The sequence below is a fragment of the Catenulispora yoronensis genome, assembly GCF_039531695.1.
GTDB lineage: Bacteria > Actinomycetota > Actinomycetes > Streptomycetales > Catenulisporaceae > Catenulispora > Catenulispora yoronensis.
This window is the reverse complement of the sequence record NZ_BAAAQN010000013.1, coordinates 138,545-157,706: the sequence shown is the minus strand read 5'-3', so window position 1 is coordinate 157,706 and position 19,162 is coordinate 138,545. Positions and strand designations below refer to the sequence as shown.

Genomic DNA, 19,162 nt, shown 5'->3' with positions numbered 1-19,162 from the left:
CGGAAGGAGCCCCGGGGCGTTCGCCGTCTCCGCGTCCGGCCGGCTCCACCCGGGCGGCGCCCTGACGGCGGGCCGGCGGCTCCCCGACGGCGCCCCGGCTAGAACAATTGGTACGGCCGCCGCAGCACCCGCAGACTCCCGCCCCGGATATCGCCGGTCAACCGAACAGCATGCAACTCCCGCGACGACCCGGCCCTCCCATGCCGATCCGCGACCGTGGACCGATGCCGCCCCAGACTCCCCAGATCGACATACGTACCCGGCAGCACCAACAACCGCACCCGGCTCCGAAAAGCCTGGACATTGATATGAACCCCGGTGGCCGGCACCTCCGACACCCGGAAATCCAACGTCGACGTGGCATGCTCCAGCTGCAACTCGATCTCCCCCGGAACCTCCCACTCCCCGAACCGGCTCACCGACCCATTGCTCACCGCCAACCGCAGCACCCGTCGACTCGCCGCAGCCGCCACCACCTCCAACGGCGCCGGCGGAAGGTCCACAGTGACAGCGTCCAGATCGGCGAACGTCACCGCCAGGAAAGCAGTCCCCAACCGCCGATCCAACTCATCGATCGAGATCAGCCCATCCCCAGCAGCAGCCCGCAACCGCTCAGCCGCCATCTCCCGATGCTCATGGCTCACCCGCTGCACGGCACGCCCCATCAACTCGCCCATCCCCCGCCCCTCCCGTAGACGACTCCGTGACGAAACACATCCCCCACTGTGGCATCAAGAAGCGGCTGCGGTCTTCGCCTCTTGGCTGAGGGCCAAACACGAAACAGCCCCGGAGCTAAATAGCTCCGGGGCTGATCACCGGGGTGGGCCTAGGTGGACTTGAACCACCGACCTCCGCCTTATCAGGGCGGCGCGCTAACCAACTGTGCCATAGGCCCCGGTTGGTAACGTCGAGAAGCTTACCCCACGCGGGGCAGTGCCCCAAAACCGCTTTCCATGCCTGGTGGCGGGCTCGTCGCCGGCCGATCCGCAGCTGATCCGCAGCCGATCCGCAGCCGATCCGCGACCGGTTCCCGGCCGGTTGCCGACCCGTCGGCGGGCCCCGGGCCGGGGCCGCGGACGGTCAGGAGGCGGTGTCGTCGGCCAGGGTGACCTCGACGCCGCCGACCAGGGCGGAGCACATGTTGTAGAGGTAGGCGCCGAGGGTGGCCAGGGCGGTGAACAGGACGATGTTGACCACGCTGACCAGGGCGGTGAAGCTGATGACCTTGCCGAAGGACAGGACCGAGGTGAGGGTCAGGCTGTTCGGCTGGTTGGAGGGGGCCACCGAGGCCAGGGTGCGGTTGATGGAGTCGAAGACGCCCAGGGCGTTGAGGGCGGACCAGAGCAGGGCCGCGGCCACCACGGAGACCACCGCGAAGGCGATGGACAGGACGAAGGTGGTCTTCATCACGGACCAGGGGTCGACCTTCGCCACGCGCAGGCGGGCCTTGCGGCCGCGGGGGGCCGCGCCGGGGGCCTGCTGGTAGCGGGGGGCGCCGGACGGGGCGGCGCCGGGACCGGACGGGCGCGCGGACCAGCCGCCGCCGACGGTCTGCGGACGGGGGCCGGCCTGGCCCTGAGCGGAATCCGGTTGCTGATACGCCACGGTGCCCATGGTAGGCGCTCCCTTGCGCTTGCCCCCGGCACGACGGCCACCGCCACCGGAAAGCCGACCGGCCAGACCGGACAGGCCGGCCGTGATCGAGGCGGCGGCGTTGGAGGCCATGGCGCCGGCGGCGGCGCCGGGGCCCCCAGGAGCGCCGGGGGCACCCGGAGCTCCCGGAGCGCCGGGAGCGGACGGGGCGCTGTGCGCACCGCCGGGGTGCTGACCGGTCCCGGGGCCGTAGCCGCCGGGGGCACCGGGACCGCCCGGGGCGCCCGGAGCGCCCGGAGCACCGGGGGCACCCGGACCGCCCGCCGGACCCCGCCCGCCCTGCGGCGCGGCGTGCGACTGCGGCGGACGTGGCGCACCCTGCGGAGCCTGCTGATACTGCCCCGGCTGGCGGTGCGCTCCGGGCGGCACGGCGCCGGGAACGGAAGCGGCGCCAGGGCCTGACCCGTAAGAGCGGGTCACACCGCCGGCGCCGTCGGGATCGGTTCCGAGGCCGGGATCGGTCGTCGTCTCGCTACTCACTCGGCCAAGCTACCGTCCTACTCCTTCTAGGTCTCCCCAGCCCCGCCATTTTCCGTAGGCGGGACCATATGTTCGATGGACGCATCCGTTGCGCAGCGCACGTGAACGAACACGTTGGGAAAGGACTGGGCTCCCGACCACGCCCCGACGACCGGCCGAACGGCTGTCACCCATCTGCCCGCGGACACCCTTCAGAAAATCCCCTGAGTCCCCCGTTTCTCCGAATCGGTGAAGACACCAGGGAGCCGGAGCCGGAGCCAGAGACAACAGACAGACAACAAGACAGCGGCACCGATGCCGAGCATCGGTGCCGCTGTGCAGTCCGCGCGACGGACAGGCCGAAAACTACGCCTCGTCGGAGTCCAAGCCAGAGTCCGAGTCCGAGCCGGAATCAGCGTCAGAGTCAGCCTCCAGCACTTCCGCCTCCGCCTCCACCTCGGCCGTCAGCACCTCGCCGACAGCCTCCCCGTTCTCGACGATCTCCCCGTTCTCACCCTCGCCGACCTCGTCCTCCACCGGGTCCGCGTTGCGTGCGATCGCGAGCACCGTGTCCCCCTTGCTGAGGTTTATCACCCGCACACCCATGGTGTCCCGGGACGTCGGCCGCACCTCGGCCACCCGGGTCCGGATCACCCCGCCCCCGAGCGTGATGGCCATGACCTCGTCGCCCTCGTCCACGATCGTGGCCCCGACCAGGCCGCCGCGCTCGTCGACGGTCTTGGCGGCGATCACGCCCAGGCCGCCCCGGCCGCGCAGCGGGAACATGTCCACCGGCGTCCGCTTCCCGTACCCGCCCGAAGTGGCGGTGAACAGGAACGTCTCGGGCCGCACCACCGACATCGACAGCAGCTCGTCGTCCTCGCGGAAGCGCATCCCGATCACCCCGGAGGTGGCCCGGCCCATCGGCCGCAGCGCCTCGTCGGTGGCGGTGAACCGCAGCCCCTGCGCCTGCTTGGAGACCAGCAGCAGGTCGTCCTCGGGGGAGACCAGCTCGGCGGCGATCAGCTCGTCGTCCTCGCGCAGGTTGATGGCGATGACACCGGCCGAGCGCGGCGAGTCGTAGTCCTTCAGCGGCGTCTTCTTGATCAGCCCGCTCTTGGTCGCCAGCACCAGGTACGGCGCCTGCTCGTAGTCCCGCAGATCCAGCACCTGCGCGATCTTCTCCTCGGGCAGGAAGGCCAGCAGGTTCGCCACGTGCTGCCCGCGGGCGTCGCGCGCGGTGTCCGGCAGCTCGTGCGCCTTGGCCCGGTAGACCCGGCCCTTGTTGGTGAAGAACAGCAGCCAGTGGTGCGTGGTGGTGACGAAGAAGTGGTCGACGATGTCGTCCTGCTTCAGCTGCGCGCCCTTGACCCCCTTGCCGCCGCGCTTCTGCGAGCGGTACAGGTCGGTCTTGGTCCGCCGGGTGTAGCCGCCGCGGGTGATCGTGACGACCACGTCCTCCTCGGGGATCAGGTCCTCGATGGACATGTCGCCCTCGTACGGCACCAGCTGCGAACGCCGGTCGTCGCCGTACTTGTCGACGATCGCCTGCAGCTCCTCGGAGACGATCTGCCGCTGCCGGACCGGCGACTCCAGGATCGCGTTGTAGTCCGCGATCTTGGCCATCAGCTCGTTGTGCTCGGCCTCGATCTTCTGCCGCTCCAGGGCGGCCAGCCGGCGCAGCTGCATCTCCAGGATCGCGTTGGCCTGGACCTCGTCGATGGTCAGCAGCTCGATCAGGCCCGAACGCGCCTCGTCGACGGTCGGCGAGCGGCGGATCAGCGCCACCACCTCGTCGATCGCGTCCAGCGCCTTGAGCAGGCCGATCAGGATGTGCGCGCGCTCCTGCGCCTTGCGCAGCCGGAACCGGGTGCGGCGGACGATCACGTCGATCTGGTGCGTGACCCAGTTCCGGATGAACGCGTCCAGCGACAGCGTACGCGGCACGTCGTCGACCAGCGCCAGCATGTTGGCGCCGAAGGAGTCCTGCAGCTGGGTGTGCTTGTACAGGTTGTTCAGCACGACCTTGGCGACCGCGTCCCGCTTCAGCACGATCACCAGGCGCTGCCCGGTGCGCGAGGAGGACTCGTCGCGGACGTCCGCGATGCCGGCGACCTTGCCGTCCTTGACCAGCTCGGCGATCTTCAGCGCCAGGTTGTCCGGGTTCACCTGGTAGGGCAGCTCGGTGACCACCAGGCACATCCGCCCGTTGATCTCCTCGGTGTTCACCACCGCGCGCATGGTGATCGAGCCGCGCCCGGTGCGGTAGGCCTCCTCGATGCCCCGGCGGCCGACGATCAGCGCGCCGGTCGGGAAGTCCGGGCCCTTGATCCGCTCGATCAGCGCTTCGAGGAGCTCCTCGTTGCCGGCCTCCGGGTTCTGCAGGAACCACTGGACGCCGTCGTTGACCTCGCGCAGGTTGTGGCTCGGGATGTTGGTGGCCATCCCGACCGCGATCCCGGTGGAGCCGTTCACCAGCAGGTTGGGGAACCGCGCCGGCAGCACCACCGGCTCGGAGGACCGGCCGTCGTAGTTGGGGCGGAAGTCGACGGTGTCCTCGTCGATGTCCCGCACCATCTCCATGGCCAGCGGCGCCATCTTGCACTCGGTGTACCGCATGGCCGCGGCCGGGTCGTTGCCCGGGGAGCCGAAGTTGCCGTTGCCGTCGACCAGCACCATGCGCAGCGACCAGGGCTGGGCCAGGCGCACCAGGGTGTCGTAGATCGGGGAGTCGCCGTGCGGGTGGTAGATACCCATGACCTCGCCGACGACGCGGGCGCACTTGTAGTAGCCGCGGTCGGGGCGGTAGCCGCCGTCGTACATCGCGTACAGCACCCGGCGGTGCACCGGCTTCAGGCCGTCGCGGACGTCCGGCAGCGCGCGGCCGACGATCACGCTCATCGCGTAGTCGAGGTACGAGCGCTGCATCTCCGTCTGGAGGTCGACCGGATCGATCCGGTCGTGCTGCGGCGTCTCGCCGACAGTTTCCGTGCTCAAGTCTCGATCCTTCGCTGTCAAGGAGAGGGTGGTGCTCCGGTCAGGTCGTTCCAGGACAGGTGCGGACTAGATGTCCAGGAACCTGACGTCCTTCGCGTTGCGCTGGATGAAGGTGCGGCGGGCCTCGACGTCCTCGCCCATCAGCACCGAGAACAGGTCGTCGGCCTGCGCGGCGTCGTCGAGGGTGACCTGGCGCAGGATCCGGTGCTCGCGGTCCATGGTGGTGATCCGCAGCTCCTCGGCGTTCATCTCGCCCAGGCCCTTGAAGCGCTGGACGGTCTCGTCCTTCATCCGCTTACCGGCCGCGACGCCCGCCTCGATGAGCTGGTCGCGCTCGCGGTCGGAGTAGGCGTAGTGGAAGTCGTTGTTCGTCCACTTCACCTTGTACAGCGGCGGGGCGGCCAGGTAGACGTGGCCGGCCTCGACCAGCGGCTTCATGAACCGGAACAGCAGCGTCAGCAGCAGGGTGTTGATGTGCGCGCCGTCGACGTCGGCGTCGGCCATCAGGATGATCTTGTGGTACCGCAGCCGGCTGATGTCGAAGTCGTCGTGCACCCCGGTGCCCAGCGCCGAGATCAGCGCCTGCACCTCGGTGTTCTGCAGCACCTTGTCGATGCGCGCCTTCTCGACGTTCAGGATCTTGCCGCGGATCGGCAGGATGGCCTGGGTCATCGGGTCGCGGCCGGAGCGCGCCGACCCGCCGGCCGAGTCGCCCTCGACGATGAAGATCTCGGTCTTCGTCGGGTCGTTGGACTGGCAGTCGGACAGCTTGCCGGGCAGCGAGGAGGACTCCAGCAGCCCCTTGCGCCGGGTGAGCTCGCGGGCCTTGCGCGCGGCCATCCGCGCGGTCGAGGCCTGGACCGCCTTGCGGACCACCTCGCGGGCCTCGTTCGGGTTCTCCTCCAGCCACTCGCCGAGCTTCTCGTAGGTCAGGCGCTGCACGAACGCCTTGGCCTCGGGGTTGCCCAGCTTGTCCTTGGTCTGGCCCTCGAACTGCGGCTCGGCCAGCTTGACCGAGATGATCGCGGTCAGGCCCTCGCGGATGTCCTCGCCGGCGAGGTTGTCGTCCTTGTCCTTCAACAGCTTCTGGTCGCGCGCGTACTTGTTGATGAGCGTGGTCATCGCCGCGCGGAAGCCCTCTTCGTGGGTGCCGCCGCCGTGCGTGTTGATGTTGTTCGCGAAGGTGTAGATCGACTCCGCGTACTGGCTGTTCCACTGCATGGCCACTTCGGCGGCGAGGGTCTTGTCCTTGTCCTCGCCGGCGACCTCGATGACGTTCGGGTGCACCGGCTCGCCCTTGCGGGCGTTGATGTGCCGCACGAAGTCGGCGATGCCGCCCTCGGCGTGGTACTTCACCGAGCGCTGCTCGCCGTTCTCGTCCCGGAACTCCGGGCGCTCGTCGGTGAGCGAGATCGTCAGGCCCCGGTTGAGGAACGCCATCTCCTGGAAGCGCCGGGAGAGCGTCTCGAAGGTGTAGACGATGGTCTCGAAGATGCCGGCGTCGGCCCAGAAGGTCGTGGTGGTGCCGGTGTCCTCGGCGACGCCGCCCTTGCGGACCTCGGACTCCGGGACGCCGTGCTTGTAGGACTGGTTCCACACGTGGCCGTCGGTGTGGACCTCGACGTCGACCCGGGTGGACAGGGCGTTCACCACCGAGACGCCGACGCCGTGCAGACCGCCGGAGACCTTGTAGCCGCCGTCGCCGAACTTGCCGCCGGCGTGCAGGATGGTCATCACGACCTCCAGCGCCGACTTGCCGGTCTTGCTGTTGATGCCGACCGGGATGCCGCGGCCGTTGTCGACGACCCGGACGCCGCCGTCGGCCAGCAGGGTCACCTCGATGGTGTCGGCGAACCCGGCCATCGCCTCGTCGACGGAGTTGTCGACGATCTCGTACACCAGGTGGTGCAGCCCGCGCTCCCCGGTGGAGCCGATGTACATGCCGGGCCGCTTGCGGACCGCTTCCAGCCCTTCCAGGACGCTGATCGAGTCGGCGTTGTAGGTGCCATCGGAGCTTGGGGTGGTACCCCCGGTCGGTTCTACGTCCGCCACGGCGCGCTGGCCCTTTCTCAAAGCACGGCCCGTTGCTGGGAGCACGCCGTCGGCGGACGAACCTCACCGGACAGTCGCGGCCCGACGCGAGCCGCGAAGGGGAAGACTTACGCCTCGTATTCTACCCTGCCCGACTGACTAAAGTGGCCCTCCTAGGGCCCTGCGAGGCCGCCAGAGACATTTTTTGCCCGTCTTTGAATCCCCCCTATGCGAGGGCGCCTGCAAGACGCTCACGGGACCGTCCTGCACGGTCTGAGGATGCGAGGGGGTGATTGTCACAGGTATAGACCGGTATAGCACCCGGTTGCGGCGTCGTCCGGCAACCGCGCCATGGCGATCGGGGCTGATGGCGCCGGGGATGCGACGGATCCGCCGCCGCGGGTCGCCCACGCGGTCCCGAAGCCGGGCTGAAGCCTCGCCAAAGGAGTCCGAAACCGGTAGCGGATCAAGGGCCGAGCCGGTGCCCCCCAACGCCGCTTGGCACCGGTGCTGCCGGTGCCGGTCCCGGGACCGGTCCCGGTGCTTCCGGTCGTGCCGGTCCTGCCGGTCGTGCCAACCCGTCACCGGCCGCCGGGACCGACGACTTTCAGGTTCGAGATCGCGCCGGCGGTGTCGCGGCCGCCGTGCGCGGCGCGCGAGGTGCCCAGTTCGGCGTTCAGCTTGGCCAGCAGCTGCGGCGCCAGCATCCGCAGCTCGGTGGCCCAGGCCGCCGAGTCGGTGCGCACGGTCAGCACCCCCTCGTTGAACTCCACCGGGGTGCAGTGCGCCGCGATGTGCCCGCCGACGATCTCCGACCAGCGGCCCATCACCCCGCCGACGGCGGCCGGAACGGTCCAGCCGCGGTCCTCGATCAGCCGCGGGATGGCCGCCGACAGCAGCTGCGGATCGCGTTCGTCCGGGCCGGATCCCGAGCGCTGGCCGGGGGTCGAGGTCCGGCGGCGGCCGTTCCAGCCGGCGCCGCCATCACGGCTGCGGGACCGGGCCGCGGCCAGGGCGGCGCGGGCCAGGTCCATGCCGGAGCCCTCGGCGCTCTCGCCGTCCACAGGCTGTGGATTCACGCGGGGCTCACCTCTCCAGCAGCGACCAGGTACTTCTGGCCGACGAGTTGCGGCGGGACGTCGTCGTCGACCGCGGCGGTGATGAGCACCTGGTCGGCGCCGGAAACCCGTTCGGCCAGCCGGCGACGGCGCTTGGCATCGAGCTCGGCGAAGACGTCGTCGAGGATCAGGACCGGTTCGCCGCCTTCGGATCCGTCCGAGCGCAGCAGGTCGTAGGACGCCAGCCGCAGAGCCAGCGCATAGGACCACGACTCGCCGTGGCTGGCGTACCCGCGCGCCGGCATGTTCTCCCCGGAGCCGGCGGTCAGCTCCAGCAGCATCTCGTCCCGGTGCGGCCCGACCAGGGTCACACCCCGGTCCAGTTCGCCGGGGCGGGCCTCGCCGAGCGCGGCCAGGAACTGTTCGGTCAGTCCGCTCACCGTTGTGTCCGGTTCCGGGGCGACGGTCGACCGGTACCCGATGCTGGTCGCGCCGCCCTCGGCGATCTCGGCATAACACTTGTCCACAAGTGGGGACAACGCTGTGACGAGGGCCAGGCGCGCGGCCACCAGCTCCGAGCCGGTGGTGGCGAGATGGTGGTCCCAGGCGTCGAGCGTCGACATGTTGGGGCCGGAGGTCTTGTTGCGCCGGGCCATGGCGGCGGTGCGCAGCAACGTGTTCCGCTGTTTCAGAACCCTGTCGTAGTCGGCGCGCACCCCGGCGTACCGCGGCCAGCGCGCGACCAGCAGGTCGTCGAGGAACCGGCGCCGCTCACCCGGATCGCCCTTCACCAGCGCCAGATCCTCCGGCGCGAACAGCACGGTGCGCAGCACCCCGAGCACCTCGCGCGGCCGCGGCACGGGATTGCGGTTCAGGCGCGCGCGATTCGCGCCGCCCGGGTTCAGCTCGATCTCCACAAGCTGGGTACGGCCTTCGCGCTCGACGTTCGCGCGCACTATGGCCCGCGGCGCGCCGAAGCGCACCAGTGGCTGGTCGGTGGCCACGCGGTGGCTGTCCAGGGTCGCGACGTACCCGATCGCCTCGACAAGGTTGGTCTTGCCCTGGCCGTTGGGGCCGACGAAGGCGGTGACGCCTCCCCCGAGCCCGAGCTCGAGGGAGGCGTAGGAGCGGAAGTCCGCCAGCGACAGATGCGTGACCCGCAAAGTGCGTCCTTCGCTCGGCCCGGTCCGTGCCGGGTTCCTTAGTCCTTGTGGACGGCGTGCCCGCCGAACTGGTTGCGCAGCGCGGCGACCGCCTTCATCTGCGGCGAGTCCTCCTGGCGCGAGGTGAAGCGGGCGTACAGCGAGGCGGTGATGGCCGGGGTCGGCACCGCCATGTCGATCCCGGCCTCGACGGTCCAGCGGCCCTCGCCGGAGTCGTCGGCGTAGCCGCGGATGCCGGACAGGTGCTCGTCCTCGTCCAGGGCCCGCACCAGCAGGTCCAGCAGCCAGGAGCGGATCACGGTGCCCTCGGTCCAGGACCGGAAGACCTCGCGGACGTTGGTCACCTGCGGCGCGGCCTCCAGCAGCTCCCAGCCTTCGGCGAAGGACTGCATCATGCCGTACTCGATGCCGTTGTGGACCATCTTGGAGAAGTGGCCCGCGCCGATCGCGCCGGCGTGCACGAACCCGCTGTCGCCCTCGGGCTTGAGCGCGTCGAAGACCGGCATCAGGCGGGCGATATCGGCCTCGTCGCCGCCGACCATCAGGGCGTAGCCGTTCTCCAGGCCCCAGACGCCGCCGGAGACGCCGGCGTCGACGAACGCGATGCCCTTGCCCTTGAGCAGCTCGCCGTGCTTGACGTCCTCGGTCCAGCGCGAGTTGCCGCCGTCGACCACCAGGTCGCCGGGGGACAGCAGATCGGCGAGCTCGGTGACCGTGGCGTCGGTCGGGCCGCCGGCCGGCACCATGATCCAGACCGCGCGCGGCGCCGGCAGCGCCTCGACGAGTTCCTTCAGGGAGCCGACGTCGGCCAGCTTGGGGTCGCGGTCGTAGCCGACGACGGTGTGTCCGGCACGGCGGATGCGCTCGCGCATGTTCCCGCCCATCTTGCCCAGACCGACCAGACCGATCTCCATCGTCTTCCCTCTTCTTCCTTCATCACCTGATCGAGTTGTCGGATACGACACTACGACCGCCGCGCGGCCCGTGCTTTCCGGGTCAGCCCGCGGACTGACCAGGGACACGCAGCGGCATCATCAGGTAACGGAATTCGTCCAGGGGTCCGGCGTCCAGGGCCGGGCGGCCCATGAGCACCGCGGGCTTGCTGGCGACGGTGAACGACAGCTGCGCGTACGGGGTGTCGATCACCTGCAGGCCGTCCAGCAGGAAGGCCGGGTTGAACGACACGGTGATGTCGTCGCCGTCCAGCACCGCGTCCATCGCCTCCGAGGCCTGGGCCTCGTCGCCGGCTCCGGCCTCCAGGGTGACCTCGCCCTGGGTGAAGGCCAGCTTGATCGGGGAGGTGCGGTCGGCCACCAGGGAGACGCGCTTGGCGGCCTCCAGGAACGGCCCGGTCTCCACGGTCGCGGTGATGTTGTACTCGTTCGGGAACAGCGAGCGGTACTTCACGAACTCGCCGGACAGCAGCCGCGAGGTCATCCGCCGGGCGCCCTTGCCGCCGCTGCCGGCGCCCTCGCCGGACTCGAAGCCGATCAGGCCCTCCCCGGCCTCGCCGGAGGACAGCGCCAGGCTGACCCAGTCGCCGCCGGTGAGGGCCTTGGCGGTGTCGGCCAGGATCTTGGAGGGGATCAGCGCGGTGGCCGTCATGTCCTCCTGCTCCGGCTTCCACTGGAGCTCGCGCACGGCCAGCCGGAACCGGTCGGTGGCGACCAGGGTGATCTTGTCGCCCTCGATCTCCACGCGGATGCCGGTGAGCATCGGGATGGTGTCGTCGCGGCCGGCCGCGATGGCCACCTGCGAGACCGCCCCGGCCAGCCCGGAGGCGGTCACGGCGCCGGTGGCGGTGGGCATGGTGGGCAGCGCCGGGTAGTCCTCCACCGGCAGCGTCTGCAGGGTGAACCGGGAGGAGCCGCAGGACACCAGGACCTTGGAGCCCTCGGTGCTGAACTCCACCGGGCGGTTGGGCAGGGACTTGGCGATGTCGGCGAGCAGCTTGCCGTGGATCAGGATGCGGCCGGGCTCGGTGACGTCGGCGGTGATCTCCGCGCGCGAGGACACCTCGTAGTCGAATCCGGACAGGGTGACCGAGCCCTCGCCGCCGTCGCCCTCGACGGCTTCGAAGACCAGTCCGGCCAGCACCGGGGCGGCCGGGCGGCTGGGCAGGGACCGCGCGGTCCATGCCACGGCCTCGGAAAGGACGTCGCGCTCGACCCGGAACTTCACCGGACACCGCCTTCTGCTTGCTTGCTGCTCGTCGGAACCAGCGTCCCATCATGCCGTGACCGACCCACAGGCTGTGAATCGTGTCGTGATGTCGCGAGGTTCCAGTGTGCCCCAAGCCGGGGCCTCGGCGGGTTGAAACGAGCGTGCGGCGGGAAGGGTTGTCAGAGCCACCTGGGAGAGTGAATCCGCCCCTGGAGCTGTCGGACGTCCAATGAGTGGTCCGCAGGTTTTCCACAGATGTGGGCCGAGACGATTCAAATCGGCCGACATAGCTATCTGTTTTGGTAGTAGTAGTAGGGGCTGTGGATACTGTGGATAACCGGTCTATGGGCAGCTCAGACCTATTTTGTTAGTCCACATTGCTTGTGCATTCAGCTGTGGAAAACAATTCATCTCTGGGGATAACCGATCGGTATCCACACGTCCACTCAGTTACGCACAGCGTTGTCCACAGGTTATCCCCAGTTTTCCACTGGCTTTTCCCCAGGCAGCCGGAATCTCCGGCAGGGCCGAGTGGGGGACATGTCGAACCTGTCGAACGTCGGGCCTTTGGGCGTCTCCTTAGCGACATAGAGCTTCGAAGCGGACATGCAGGACATTAGTCGACAAGGAGCTATGAAAGGTGGGAGGTTCGGGCCTCGGCGATCTTCGGCGTGTCGCTTTCCCGACTTCCCGGCTGCCCCGACCCCGGTTTCCCGACCCTGCCTTCCCGACCCGACCCATCAAAAAAGGTCCCCACCCGCCGTGTGGCGCGTGGGGACCCGGGATCCGGGGCCGGTCAGCCGGACTGCTTGATCCGGTTGGTGAGCTCGGTGACCTGGTTGAAGATGGCCCGGCGCTCCGGCAGCAGCGAGCGGATCTTGCGGTCGGCGTGCATCACGGTGGTGTGGTCGCGGCCGCCGAAGGCCTGCCCGATCTTGGGCAGTGACAGGTCGGTGAGCTCACGGCACAGATACATGGCGATCTGCCGGGCGGTGACCAGGATGCGGCTGCGAGAGGTGCCGCACAGGTCCTCCATGGTGATCCCGAAGTACATGGCGGTCTGCGCCATGATCGTCGACACGGTGATCTCCGGGCCCGCGGCGTCCGGCACCAGATCCTTCAGAACGATCTCGGCGAGCGACAAGTCGACAGGGGCCCGGTTCAGCGAGGCGAACGCGGTGACTCGGATCAGCGCGCCCTCCAATTCGCGGATGTTGGTGGAGATCTTCGAAGCGATGAACTCCAGTACCTCCGGCGGCGCGTTCAGGCCCTCCTGCTGGGCCTTCTTCCGGAGGATCGCGATCCGGGTCTCCAGCTCGGGCGGCTGGATGTCGGTGATCAGGCCCCACTCGAAGCGCGAACGGAGCCGGTCCTCCAGGGTGTTCAGCTGCTTGGGCGGCCGGTCGCTGGAGATGACGATCTGCTTGGAGGCGTTATGGAGGGTGTTGAAGGTGTGGAAGAACTCCTCCTGCGTCCCCTCCTTGTTCTCCAGGAACTGGATGTCGTCGACCATGAGGATGTCGACATCGCGGTAGCGGCGGCGCAGCAGGTCGCCCTTGCCGTCGCGGATCGCGTTGATGAAGTCGTTGGTGAACTCCTCGGTGGACACGTAGCGCACGCGGGTCTGCGGGTACAGGTTGCGCGCGTAGTGGCCGATGGCGTGCAGCAGGTGCGTCTTGCCGAGTCCGGAGTCGCCGTAGATGAACAGCGGGTTGTAGGCCTTGGCGGGGGCCTCGGCCACCGCGACCGCGGCGGCGTGCGCGAACCGGTTGCTGGAGCCGATGACGAAGGTCTCGAAGACGTACTTCTCGTTCAGCTTCGCGTGCTGCGCCTTGGCGCCGCCGGCCTCGTCCACCGAGGAGCGGGCCCCGGGGCTGCCGGTGGACAGCGCGAGGGTGGCCGCTATCGGGTCCGGCTCGGCGGGGGGCTCGGAGACGCGGGGCGGCGGGAGGGTGACCCCGCCGGCCATCGGACGCGAGGCCTCGGGGGAGTACGCCGGGGTTTCCCGGTGGTAGCCGGTGAGACGGTGCGCCTCGGCGGCGGCGCTGGCCACCGGCGGCGGCGTCCAGTGGTCCTGCGGCGACGCCTGCAGGAGGTGGGAACTGTGGGAGAGGTGCGACACCGGCGCGGCGGCCGGCGCCGGGGCGGGCGCGGCGTACGAGGGGGCCGGCGGATTCTCCAGTGTCTTGTCGACAAACAGGCTGAACTTCTTGATGTCCGGGCCGAGGATCGCTGTGAGATGCGCCATGAGCATCGGCTCCAGGCGCTGCTCCAGAACGTTCTTCGAGAACTCGTCCGGGATCGCCAGGACCACGGTGTCGCCGATGACGGCCACTATCTGCGGGATCATGAGGAACGCCTGCTCACTCTTGGTGAGCGATTCGTCGGCCTCCACCCGGGCCACGAACTCCGGCCACAGCGCCTTGGGATCGCCGGGACCGGCCGGCGGTGGCGGGACCGGGGTGTAGCCTTGCGGGTCGGACACGGCCGCGGCTCCTTCTGTGCTGTCAGCGGGTGGGTCGGGGCCGCTCCGGCGTCACGTTTCCACAGGCTTTCCACAGGTCGTGCACAACGGTGCGGCACGGTCCGGGACAGCGCGGGGGGTGGCCGCGTCGGTCATCGTATCTATCGTTTTCACTGGTCTCGCGCTTGTTGTAGGCTGCGGGTCCTCACAAAATGCGGGGTACCGCGCCCTTGCGGCGGTCCGCCGACCGTAGCCGGTACCCCGGGTTATCCACAAGTGCGGCAGCCCTGTGGACAATAGCCCGGAGGAGCCCCCCGGCGGGCGGGCCGACCTCGGGTTTGACCCTTCCGGGTGGCGGCACGTACCGTAAGCAGGTCGAGAAGTCGATTGCCGATGCCGCACGCCTGTGCGCTTCGGTGGTGCTCGACGATCCCGACCGTCTTGAAGAACGAAGACACCTCAAGCAGTGAGCCGCCCCCTGAAGGGCGCCAACGACACAGCGGAGCCCCCAAGTGAGCAAGCGCACCTTCCAGCCGAACAACCGCCGCCGCGCCAAGACCCACGGCTTCCGTCTGCGCATGCGGACCCGTGCCGGCCGCGCCATCCTGGCCAACCGTCGCGCCAAGGGCCGCGGCGAGCTGTCGGCCTGAGCCGCCGCGACCAGCTAAGGCCGCGCCGTGCTGTCCTCCGCCCATCGGATGCGGAGGTCGACGGACTTCGGTGCGGCGGTGCGCGGCGGACGGCGGGCCGGCCGGTCCACCCTCGTCGCGCACCTGGCGGTACCGTCCGACCCCTCGACCGCCGCTGACGCCCCCGCGCTGGCGGGTTTCGTGGTGAGCAAGGCCGTGGGCCCGGCGGTGGTACGGACCGCGGTCAAGCGACGGCTGCGGCATCTGGTCCGCGCCCGGCTGGCCCTGCTGCCTCCCGGGTCGCGACTGGTGGTCCGCGCGCTGCCGCCGGCCGCCACCGCGGACTCCCGGGCGCTCGGCGCCGACCTGGACTCCGCCCTGCGGAAGTTATTGCGATGAAGTACCTCTTGATGGGCCTGATCCGGCTCTACCAGATCGTTCTGAGCCCGATGGTGAACTGGCGCGGGCCGGTCTGCCGATACGAGCCCTCCTGCTCGCACTACGGCTACGAGGCCGTGAAGACGCATGGAGCGATCAAGGGCGGCGGCATGACCGTGTGGCGGGTGCTGCGCTGCAACCCGTGGAGCTCGGGCGGATACGATCCAGTCAAGCCCCGCGAGCCCCGGGGTGAGAAGAAAGACCGCCGGGCGCGGAACCTCTCGGACGCCGAGACGAGTTCCCCCGGTGGTGACACACAGACTTCCGACCGGACTGAAAAGGTCGGTATGACCACCAAGCCGGCCCGCGACGCGGCCCGGCCCGACCTGATGTCCAGCCGAGGAGCGCGATCGTGATCGACACAATCCTCTCGCCGATCATCTGGGCCACCAGCTTCGTCATGATGCTGTGGCACCGGGCGTTCGGAGCGATTTTCGGCAGCGACTCCTCGGCGTCCTGGGTGCTGTCGATCATCTTCTTGACGATCACCATCCGCGCGGCGATGATCCCGCTGTTCCGCAAGCAGATCAAGTCGATGCAGAACATGCAGCGACTCCAGCCGCAGATCCAGGCCCTGCAGAAGAAGTACAAGCTCGACAAGCAGAAGCTTCAGCAGGAGATGATGAAGCTGTACAAGGACAACGGGACCTCCCCGTTCGCCTCGTGCATGCCGATCCTGCTGCAGACGCCGTTCTTCATGGGCCTGTACCGGGTGCTGAGCCACGTGGCCTCCGGCAGCGCGGTCGGCGCGCTGTCCGCCGCCGACTCGCAGAGCGCGATGCACGCCTCGTTCTTCGGGGCCCCGCTGTCGCTGAGCTTCCTGCACCACACGCCGGCGCAGATGGCCAAGATCGGCGTCACCTCGGTGACCAACCTGCAGGTCGTCGCGATCGTGATGGCCATCGTCTACGCCACGTCGCAGTTCCTGACGCAGCGCATGATGATGGCGAAGAACACCAACCTGGACAACTCCGTCCCGAACCCGATGATGCAGAGCCAGAAGATCATGCTCTACGTCATGCCGTTCGGCATGCTGTTCTTCAGCCTGAACGTCCAGATCGGCGTCGTGCTCTACCTGATGACCACCAACGTGTGGACCATCGGCCAGCAGTTCTACACCCTGCGCAACTCCCCCATGCCCGGCAGCCAGGCCGAGAAGGAGATGCTGGCGCGCCGCAAGGCCAAGGAGGAGCGCAAGCGCGAGGACCAGATCGCCAAGGACCCCGAGGCCGCCAAGGAGCTGGCCGCCGCGAACGGCTCGTCCGCCACCCAGGACAAGGTGCCGGTCTCGCGACAGCGCCAACAGCCGGTCCGCACCAGTCGTAGCAAGCGCAAAAAGTAGAGGAGCGGCACTCCCATGAGCGACACCACCGCGGTGACCGAGGCCGAGGCCTCCGAGCCCGCCCTGGACGACGCGGCGCCGGAGAAGGCCGACAAGCCGGCCGAGACCCAGGCCGAGCGGATCGCCCGCCTGGAGCGCGAGGGCGACATCGCCGCCGACTACCTGGAGGGCCTGCTCGACATCGCCGACCTGGACGGCGACATCGACATGGACGTCGAGGGCGACCGGGCCTCGGTGTCCATCGTCGGCGGCAAGCTCTCGCACCTGGTGGGCGGCGAGGGCGAGGTGCTGGACGCGCTGCAGGAGCTGACCCGGCTGGCCGTGCTGCGGGAGACCGGCGAGCGGTCCCGGCTGATGCTGGACATCGACGGACACCGGGCCACCCGGCGCTCGGAGCTGACCCGGATCGGCAGCGAGGCGGCGCGCCAGGTGGCCGAGACCGGTACGCCGGTGAAGCTGACCGCGATGTCGCCGTTCGAGCGCAAGGTGGTGCACGACGCGGTGGCGGCCGCGGGCCTGCGCAGCGAGTCCGAGGGCGAGGAGCCGAACCGCTGCGTGGTCGTCCTGCCCTTGATGTCGCCGTCGGTCTGAGGACCGAGCTGGGACATAGTGGAGACATGCGACCCTCTTCCCAGCCCTCCGGCTCCCCCGGCGGCGACCCGACCGAACTGATGTTGGGACCGGCGCCGGCGGCCGTGGTGCCGGTGTTCGGCGACCGGGCGGCCGACGCCACCCGGTACGCCGAGATCCTGGCCGGCCCCGGGGTGACGCGCGGGCTGCTCGGCCCGCGCGAGGTGCCCCGGCTGTGGGAGCGGCACATCCTGAACTGCGCGGTGGTCGGCGAGCTGCTGCCCGCCGACCTCGCCGTGTGCGACGTCGGCTCCGGGGCCGGGCTGCCCGGCATCGTGCTGGCGCTGGCCCGTCCCGACCTCTCGGTGACGCTGCTGGAGCCGCTGCTGCGCCGGACCCTGTTCCTGGACGAGGTCATCGACCTGCTGGGGCTGGACAACGTGCGGGTGCTGCGCGGCCGGGCCGAGGAGTTCGCCGGCAAGGAGCGCTTCGACGTGGTGACCTCGCGGGCGGTGGCGCCGTTGGATCGGCTGGCCGGCTGGTCCCTGCCGCTGCTGCGCGGGGGTGGCGAAATGGTGGCGCTCAAGGGCGGCTCGGCCGAGGCCGAACTGGCCGAGAGCGCGGACCTGTTGGCCAAGCTCGGCGCGACGCGCTGGAGCGTGCAGACGGTCGGCGCCGGGATCGTGGATCCGCCGACCACGGTGATCCGGGTCGGGATCGATCAGGAGCTCCAAGTGCGGAGCCCGAAGAAGCCGCGGCCGAAGAACCGGCGGCCCGGGCGCTGAGCCTTCCCCATGTTTCACGTGAAACGAGAACCTCGTTTCACGTGAAACATGGGTGATCCCGCCCCGCCTTTCTCCCCGGGATCGGTGATCCCGGGCGGATTCCGCGATGTTTCACGGGAAACACTGCCCTTCGTTCGTTCTGGGGGGAGCGAGTACGGCAGACTGTTGCTTCGTAGCTTTCTTGAGCACAGACTTCCGCGTGTCCCATGACAGGAGTCCTTCCGTGGCCGGACCCGGCAATGAACACCGAGAGCACCAGGGGGTCGACCCGCTGCTCGCGCAGTCAGTGGTGGACAGCCTGAACGACGAGCCCTATTACCCCGCCGGGACCACAGATGTCATGGCCACCCCTCCGGTGGACCTGGATTACGAGTCCGGACACGTTCCCGCGGGAGCCACTCCCTCCGCACACTTGCAGGTACCGCACATGCCGCCAGCTTCCCTTCCCGTTCCGGGGCCGTCCGCCGGAAACGACGCCGACACCCCGATCGCCCGCCAAGCCGCCGCCGCCATAGAGGCGCTGTCCGGCGTGACCCGACTGCCCAGGCCGGACAAGACCCGCGTGCTGGTCGTCGCCAACCAGAAGGGCGGCGTCGGCAAGACCACGACGACCGTCAACCTGGCCGCCTCGCTGGCCCAGGCCGGCGCCGACGTGCTGGTGATCGATCTGGACCCGCAGGGCAACGCCTCCACGGCGCTGTCCGTGGAGCACCACGCCGACGTGCCGTCGGTCTACGACGTCCTGATCGAGCGCTACTCCATGGACGAGGTCGTCCAGCAGGTGCCGGAGATCCCGAACCTGTACTGCTGCCCGGCGACCATCGACCTGGCCGGCGCCGAGATCGAACTGGTCTCGATGGTGGCCCGGGAGAGCCGGCTGGGCAAGGCGCTGTCCGGCTACCAGAAGCGGATGGACTACATCCTCATCGACTGCCCGCCGTCGCTGGGCCTGCTGACGGTCAACGCGATGGTGGCCGGCGCCGAGGTGCTGATCCCGATCCAGTGCGAGTACTACGCGCTGGAGGGGTTGAGCCAGCTGCTGCACAACATCGAGCTGATCCGCGGGCACCTGAACCCGGAGCTGCACGTCTCGACCATCCTGCTCACCATGTACGACTCCCGGACCCGGCTGTCGACCGAGGTCGCCGAGCAGGTGCGTACCCACTTCCCGAACGAGGTGCTGTCCTCGGCGATCCCGCGTTCGGTCCGGGTCTCCGAGGCGCCCTCCTACGGGCAGACGGTGATGACCTGGGACCCGGTGTCCACCGGGGCGATCGCCTACCGCGACGCGGCCCGGGAGATCGCCGAGCGCGGCGCGTCGCAGCTCCCGATGGACGGCATGAACGATTTCCGGGCCGACATCGAGTACGGTGGGGCGTCCCTGCACAGCGGTGGGCAGTGAGCAGCACG

General features: G+C 69.3%; 16 protein-coding genes, 1 tRNA gene and 1 pseudogene. 8 read left to right on the top strand and 10 right to left on the bottom strand.

Annotation, left to right across the window (positions count from 1 at the left end; genetic code table 11):
- Nucleotides 1-98: 98 nt before the first annotated feature.
- The 3 genes from ABD481_RS13965 to ABD481_RS13955 form a co-directional block, all read right to left on the bottom strand.
- Nucleotides 99-677: a DUF1707 SHOCT-like domain-containing protein gene (locus tag ABD481_RS13965; protein WP_344666042.1), complete on the bottom strand. Its 579-nt coding sequence runs from the start codon at nt 675-677 to the stop codon at nt 99-101.
- A 144-nt stretch (nt 678-821) separates the two neighbouring features.
- Nucleotides 822-895: transfer RNA gene (locus ABD481_RS13960), tRNA-Ile, on the bottom strand.
- Between the two features lie 185 nt (nt 896-1,080).
- Nucleotides 1,081-1,614, bottom strand: coding sequence for a DUF3566 domain-containing protein (locus ABD481_RS13955; RefSeq protein WP_344666041.1), 534 nt, complete (start codon nt 1,612-1,614; stop codon nt 1,081-1,083).
- A gap of 192 nt (nt 1,615-1,806) precedes the next feature.
- Here ABD481_RS13955 and ABD481_RS13950 point away from each other — a divergent pair, with 192 nt between their 5' ends.
- Nucleotides 1,807-2,055, top strand: a complete 249-nt coding sequence (locus tag ABD481_RS13950) for a hypothetical protein (RefSeq protein WP_344666040.1) — start codon at nt 1,807-1,809, stop codon at nt 2,053-2,055.
- A gap of 423 nt (nt 2,056-2,478) precedes the next feature.
- On the opposite strand, the gene gyrA is transcribed toward ABD481_RS13950, so the two are convergent.
- The 7 genes and pseudogenes from gyrA to dnaA all read right to left on the bottom strand — a co-directional run.
- Nucleotides 2,479-5,040 (bottom strand): DNA gyrase subunit A, encoded by a 2,562-nt coding sequence (gene gyrA / locus ABD481_RS13945; RefSeq protein ID WP_344666071.1) that lies wholly within the window; start codon nt 5,038-5,040, stop codon nt 2,479-2,481.
- 135 nt (nt 5,041-5,175) lie between these two features.
- On the bottom strand, nt 5,176-7,161 hold the full coding sequence (gene gyrB, locus ABD481_RS13940) for a DNA topoisomerase (ATP-hydrolyzing) subunit B (RefSeq protein ID WP_344666039.1): 1,986 nt from the start codon (nt 7,159-7,161) through the stop codon (nt 5,176-5,178).
- A gap of 560 nt (nt 7,162-7,721) precedes the next feature.
- Nucleotides 7,722-8,219 carry a DciA family protein gene (locus tag ABD481_RS13935; protein WP_344666038.1) on the bottom strand — a complete coding sequence of 166 codons (498 nt, stop codon included), beginning with the start codon at nt 8,217-8,219 and terminating at the stop codon, nt 7,722-7,724.
- Nucleotides 8,216-9,361 (bottom strand): DNA replication/repair protein RecF, encoded by a 1,146-nt coding sequence (gene recF / locus ABD481_RS13930; protein ID WP_344666037.1) that lies wholly within the window; start codon nt 9,359-9,361, stop codon nt 8,216-8,218. Before recF ends, ABD481_RS13935 begins: the two co-directional genes overlap by 4 nt.
- 38 nt (nt 9,362-9,399) lie before the next feature.
- Nucleotides 9,400-10,275 (bottom strand): phosphogluconate dehydrogenase (NAD(+)-dependent, decarboxylating), encoded by an 876-nt coding sequence (gene gnd / locus ABD481_RS13925; RefSeq protein WP_344666036.1) that lies wholly within the window; start codon nt 10,273-10,275, stop codon nt 9,400-9,402.
- A gap of 82 nt (nt 10,276-10,357) precedes the next feature.
- Nucleotides 10,358-11,542 carry a DNA polymerase III subunit beta gene (gene dnaN, locus ABD481_RS13920; RefSeq protein WP_344666035.1) on the bottom strand — a complete coding sequence of 395 codons (1,185 nt, stop codon included), beginning with the start codon at nt 11,540-11,542 and terminating at the stop codon, nt 10,358-10,360.
- Between the two features lie 778 nt (nt 11,543-12,320).
- Nucleotides 12,321-13,844, bottom strand: a pseudogene (dnaA, locus tag ABD481_RS13915) (chromosomal replication initiator protein DnaA); the annotation flags it as partial.
- 656 nt (nt 13,845-14,500) lie between these two features.
- Here dnaA and rpmH point away from each other — a divergent pair.
- From rpmH to ABD481_RS13880, 7 genes are all read left to right on the top strand, one after another.
- Nucleotides 14,501-14,638, top strand: a complete 138-nt coding sequence (rpmH, locus tag ABD481_RS13910) for a 50S ribosomal protein L34 (protein ID WP_344666034.1) — start codon at nt 14,501-14,503, stop codon at nt 14,636-14,638.
- Nucleotides 14,639-14,665: 27 nt separating this feature from the next.
- Nucleotides 14,666-15,016 (top strand): ribonuclease P protein component, encoded by a 351-nt coding sequence (gene rnpA / locus ABD481_RS13905; RefSeq protein ID WP_344666033.1) that lies wholly within the window; start codon nt 14,666-14,668, stop codon nt 15,014-15,016.
- Entirely contained in the window at nt 15,013-15,411 is a 399-nt protein-coding gene (yidD, locus tag ABD481_RS13900; protein WP_344666032.1) for a membrane protein insertion efficiency factor YidD, read from the top strand. Before rnpA ends, yidD begins: the two co-directional genes overlap by 4 nt.
- Nucleotides 15,408-16,397 carry a membrane protein insertase YidC gene (gene yidC, locus ABD481_RS13895; protein ID WP_344666031.1) on the top strand — a complete coding sequence of 330 codons (990 nt, stop codon included), beginning with the start codon at nt 15,408-15,410 and terminating at the stop codon, nt 16,395-16,397. The genes yidD and yidC overlap by 4 nt, the downstream gene beginning before the upstream one ends.
- A gap of 15 nt (nt 16,398-16,412) precedes the next feature.
- Nucleotides 16,413-16,988, top strand: a complete 576-nt coding sequence (locus tag ABD481_RS13890; protein WP_344666030.1) for a Jag family protein — start codon at nt 16,413-16,415, stop codon at nt 16,986-16,988.
- A gap of 26 nt (nt 16,989-17,014) precedes the next feature.
- The gene (rsmG, locus tag ABD481_RS13885; RefSeq protein WP_425559167.1) at nt 17,015-17,752 is read left to right on the top strand and encodes a 16S rRNA (guanine(527)-N(7))-methyltransferase RsmG; all 738 of its coding nucleotides are present in this window, start codon (nt 17,015-17,017) and stop codon (nt 17,750-17,752) included.
- A gap of 427 nt (nt 17,753-18,179) precedes the next feature.
- Nucleotides 18,180-19,154 carry a ParA family protein gene (locus tag ABD481_RS13880; RefSeq protein ID WP_344666029.1) on the top strand — a complete coding sequence of 325 codons (975 nt, stop codon included), beginning with the start codon at nt 18,180-18,182 and terminating at the stop codon, nt 19,152-19,154.
- The last annotated feature ends 8 nt before the right edge of the window (nt 19,155-19,162 follow it).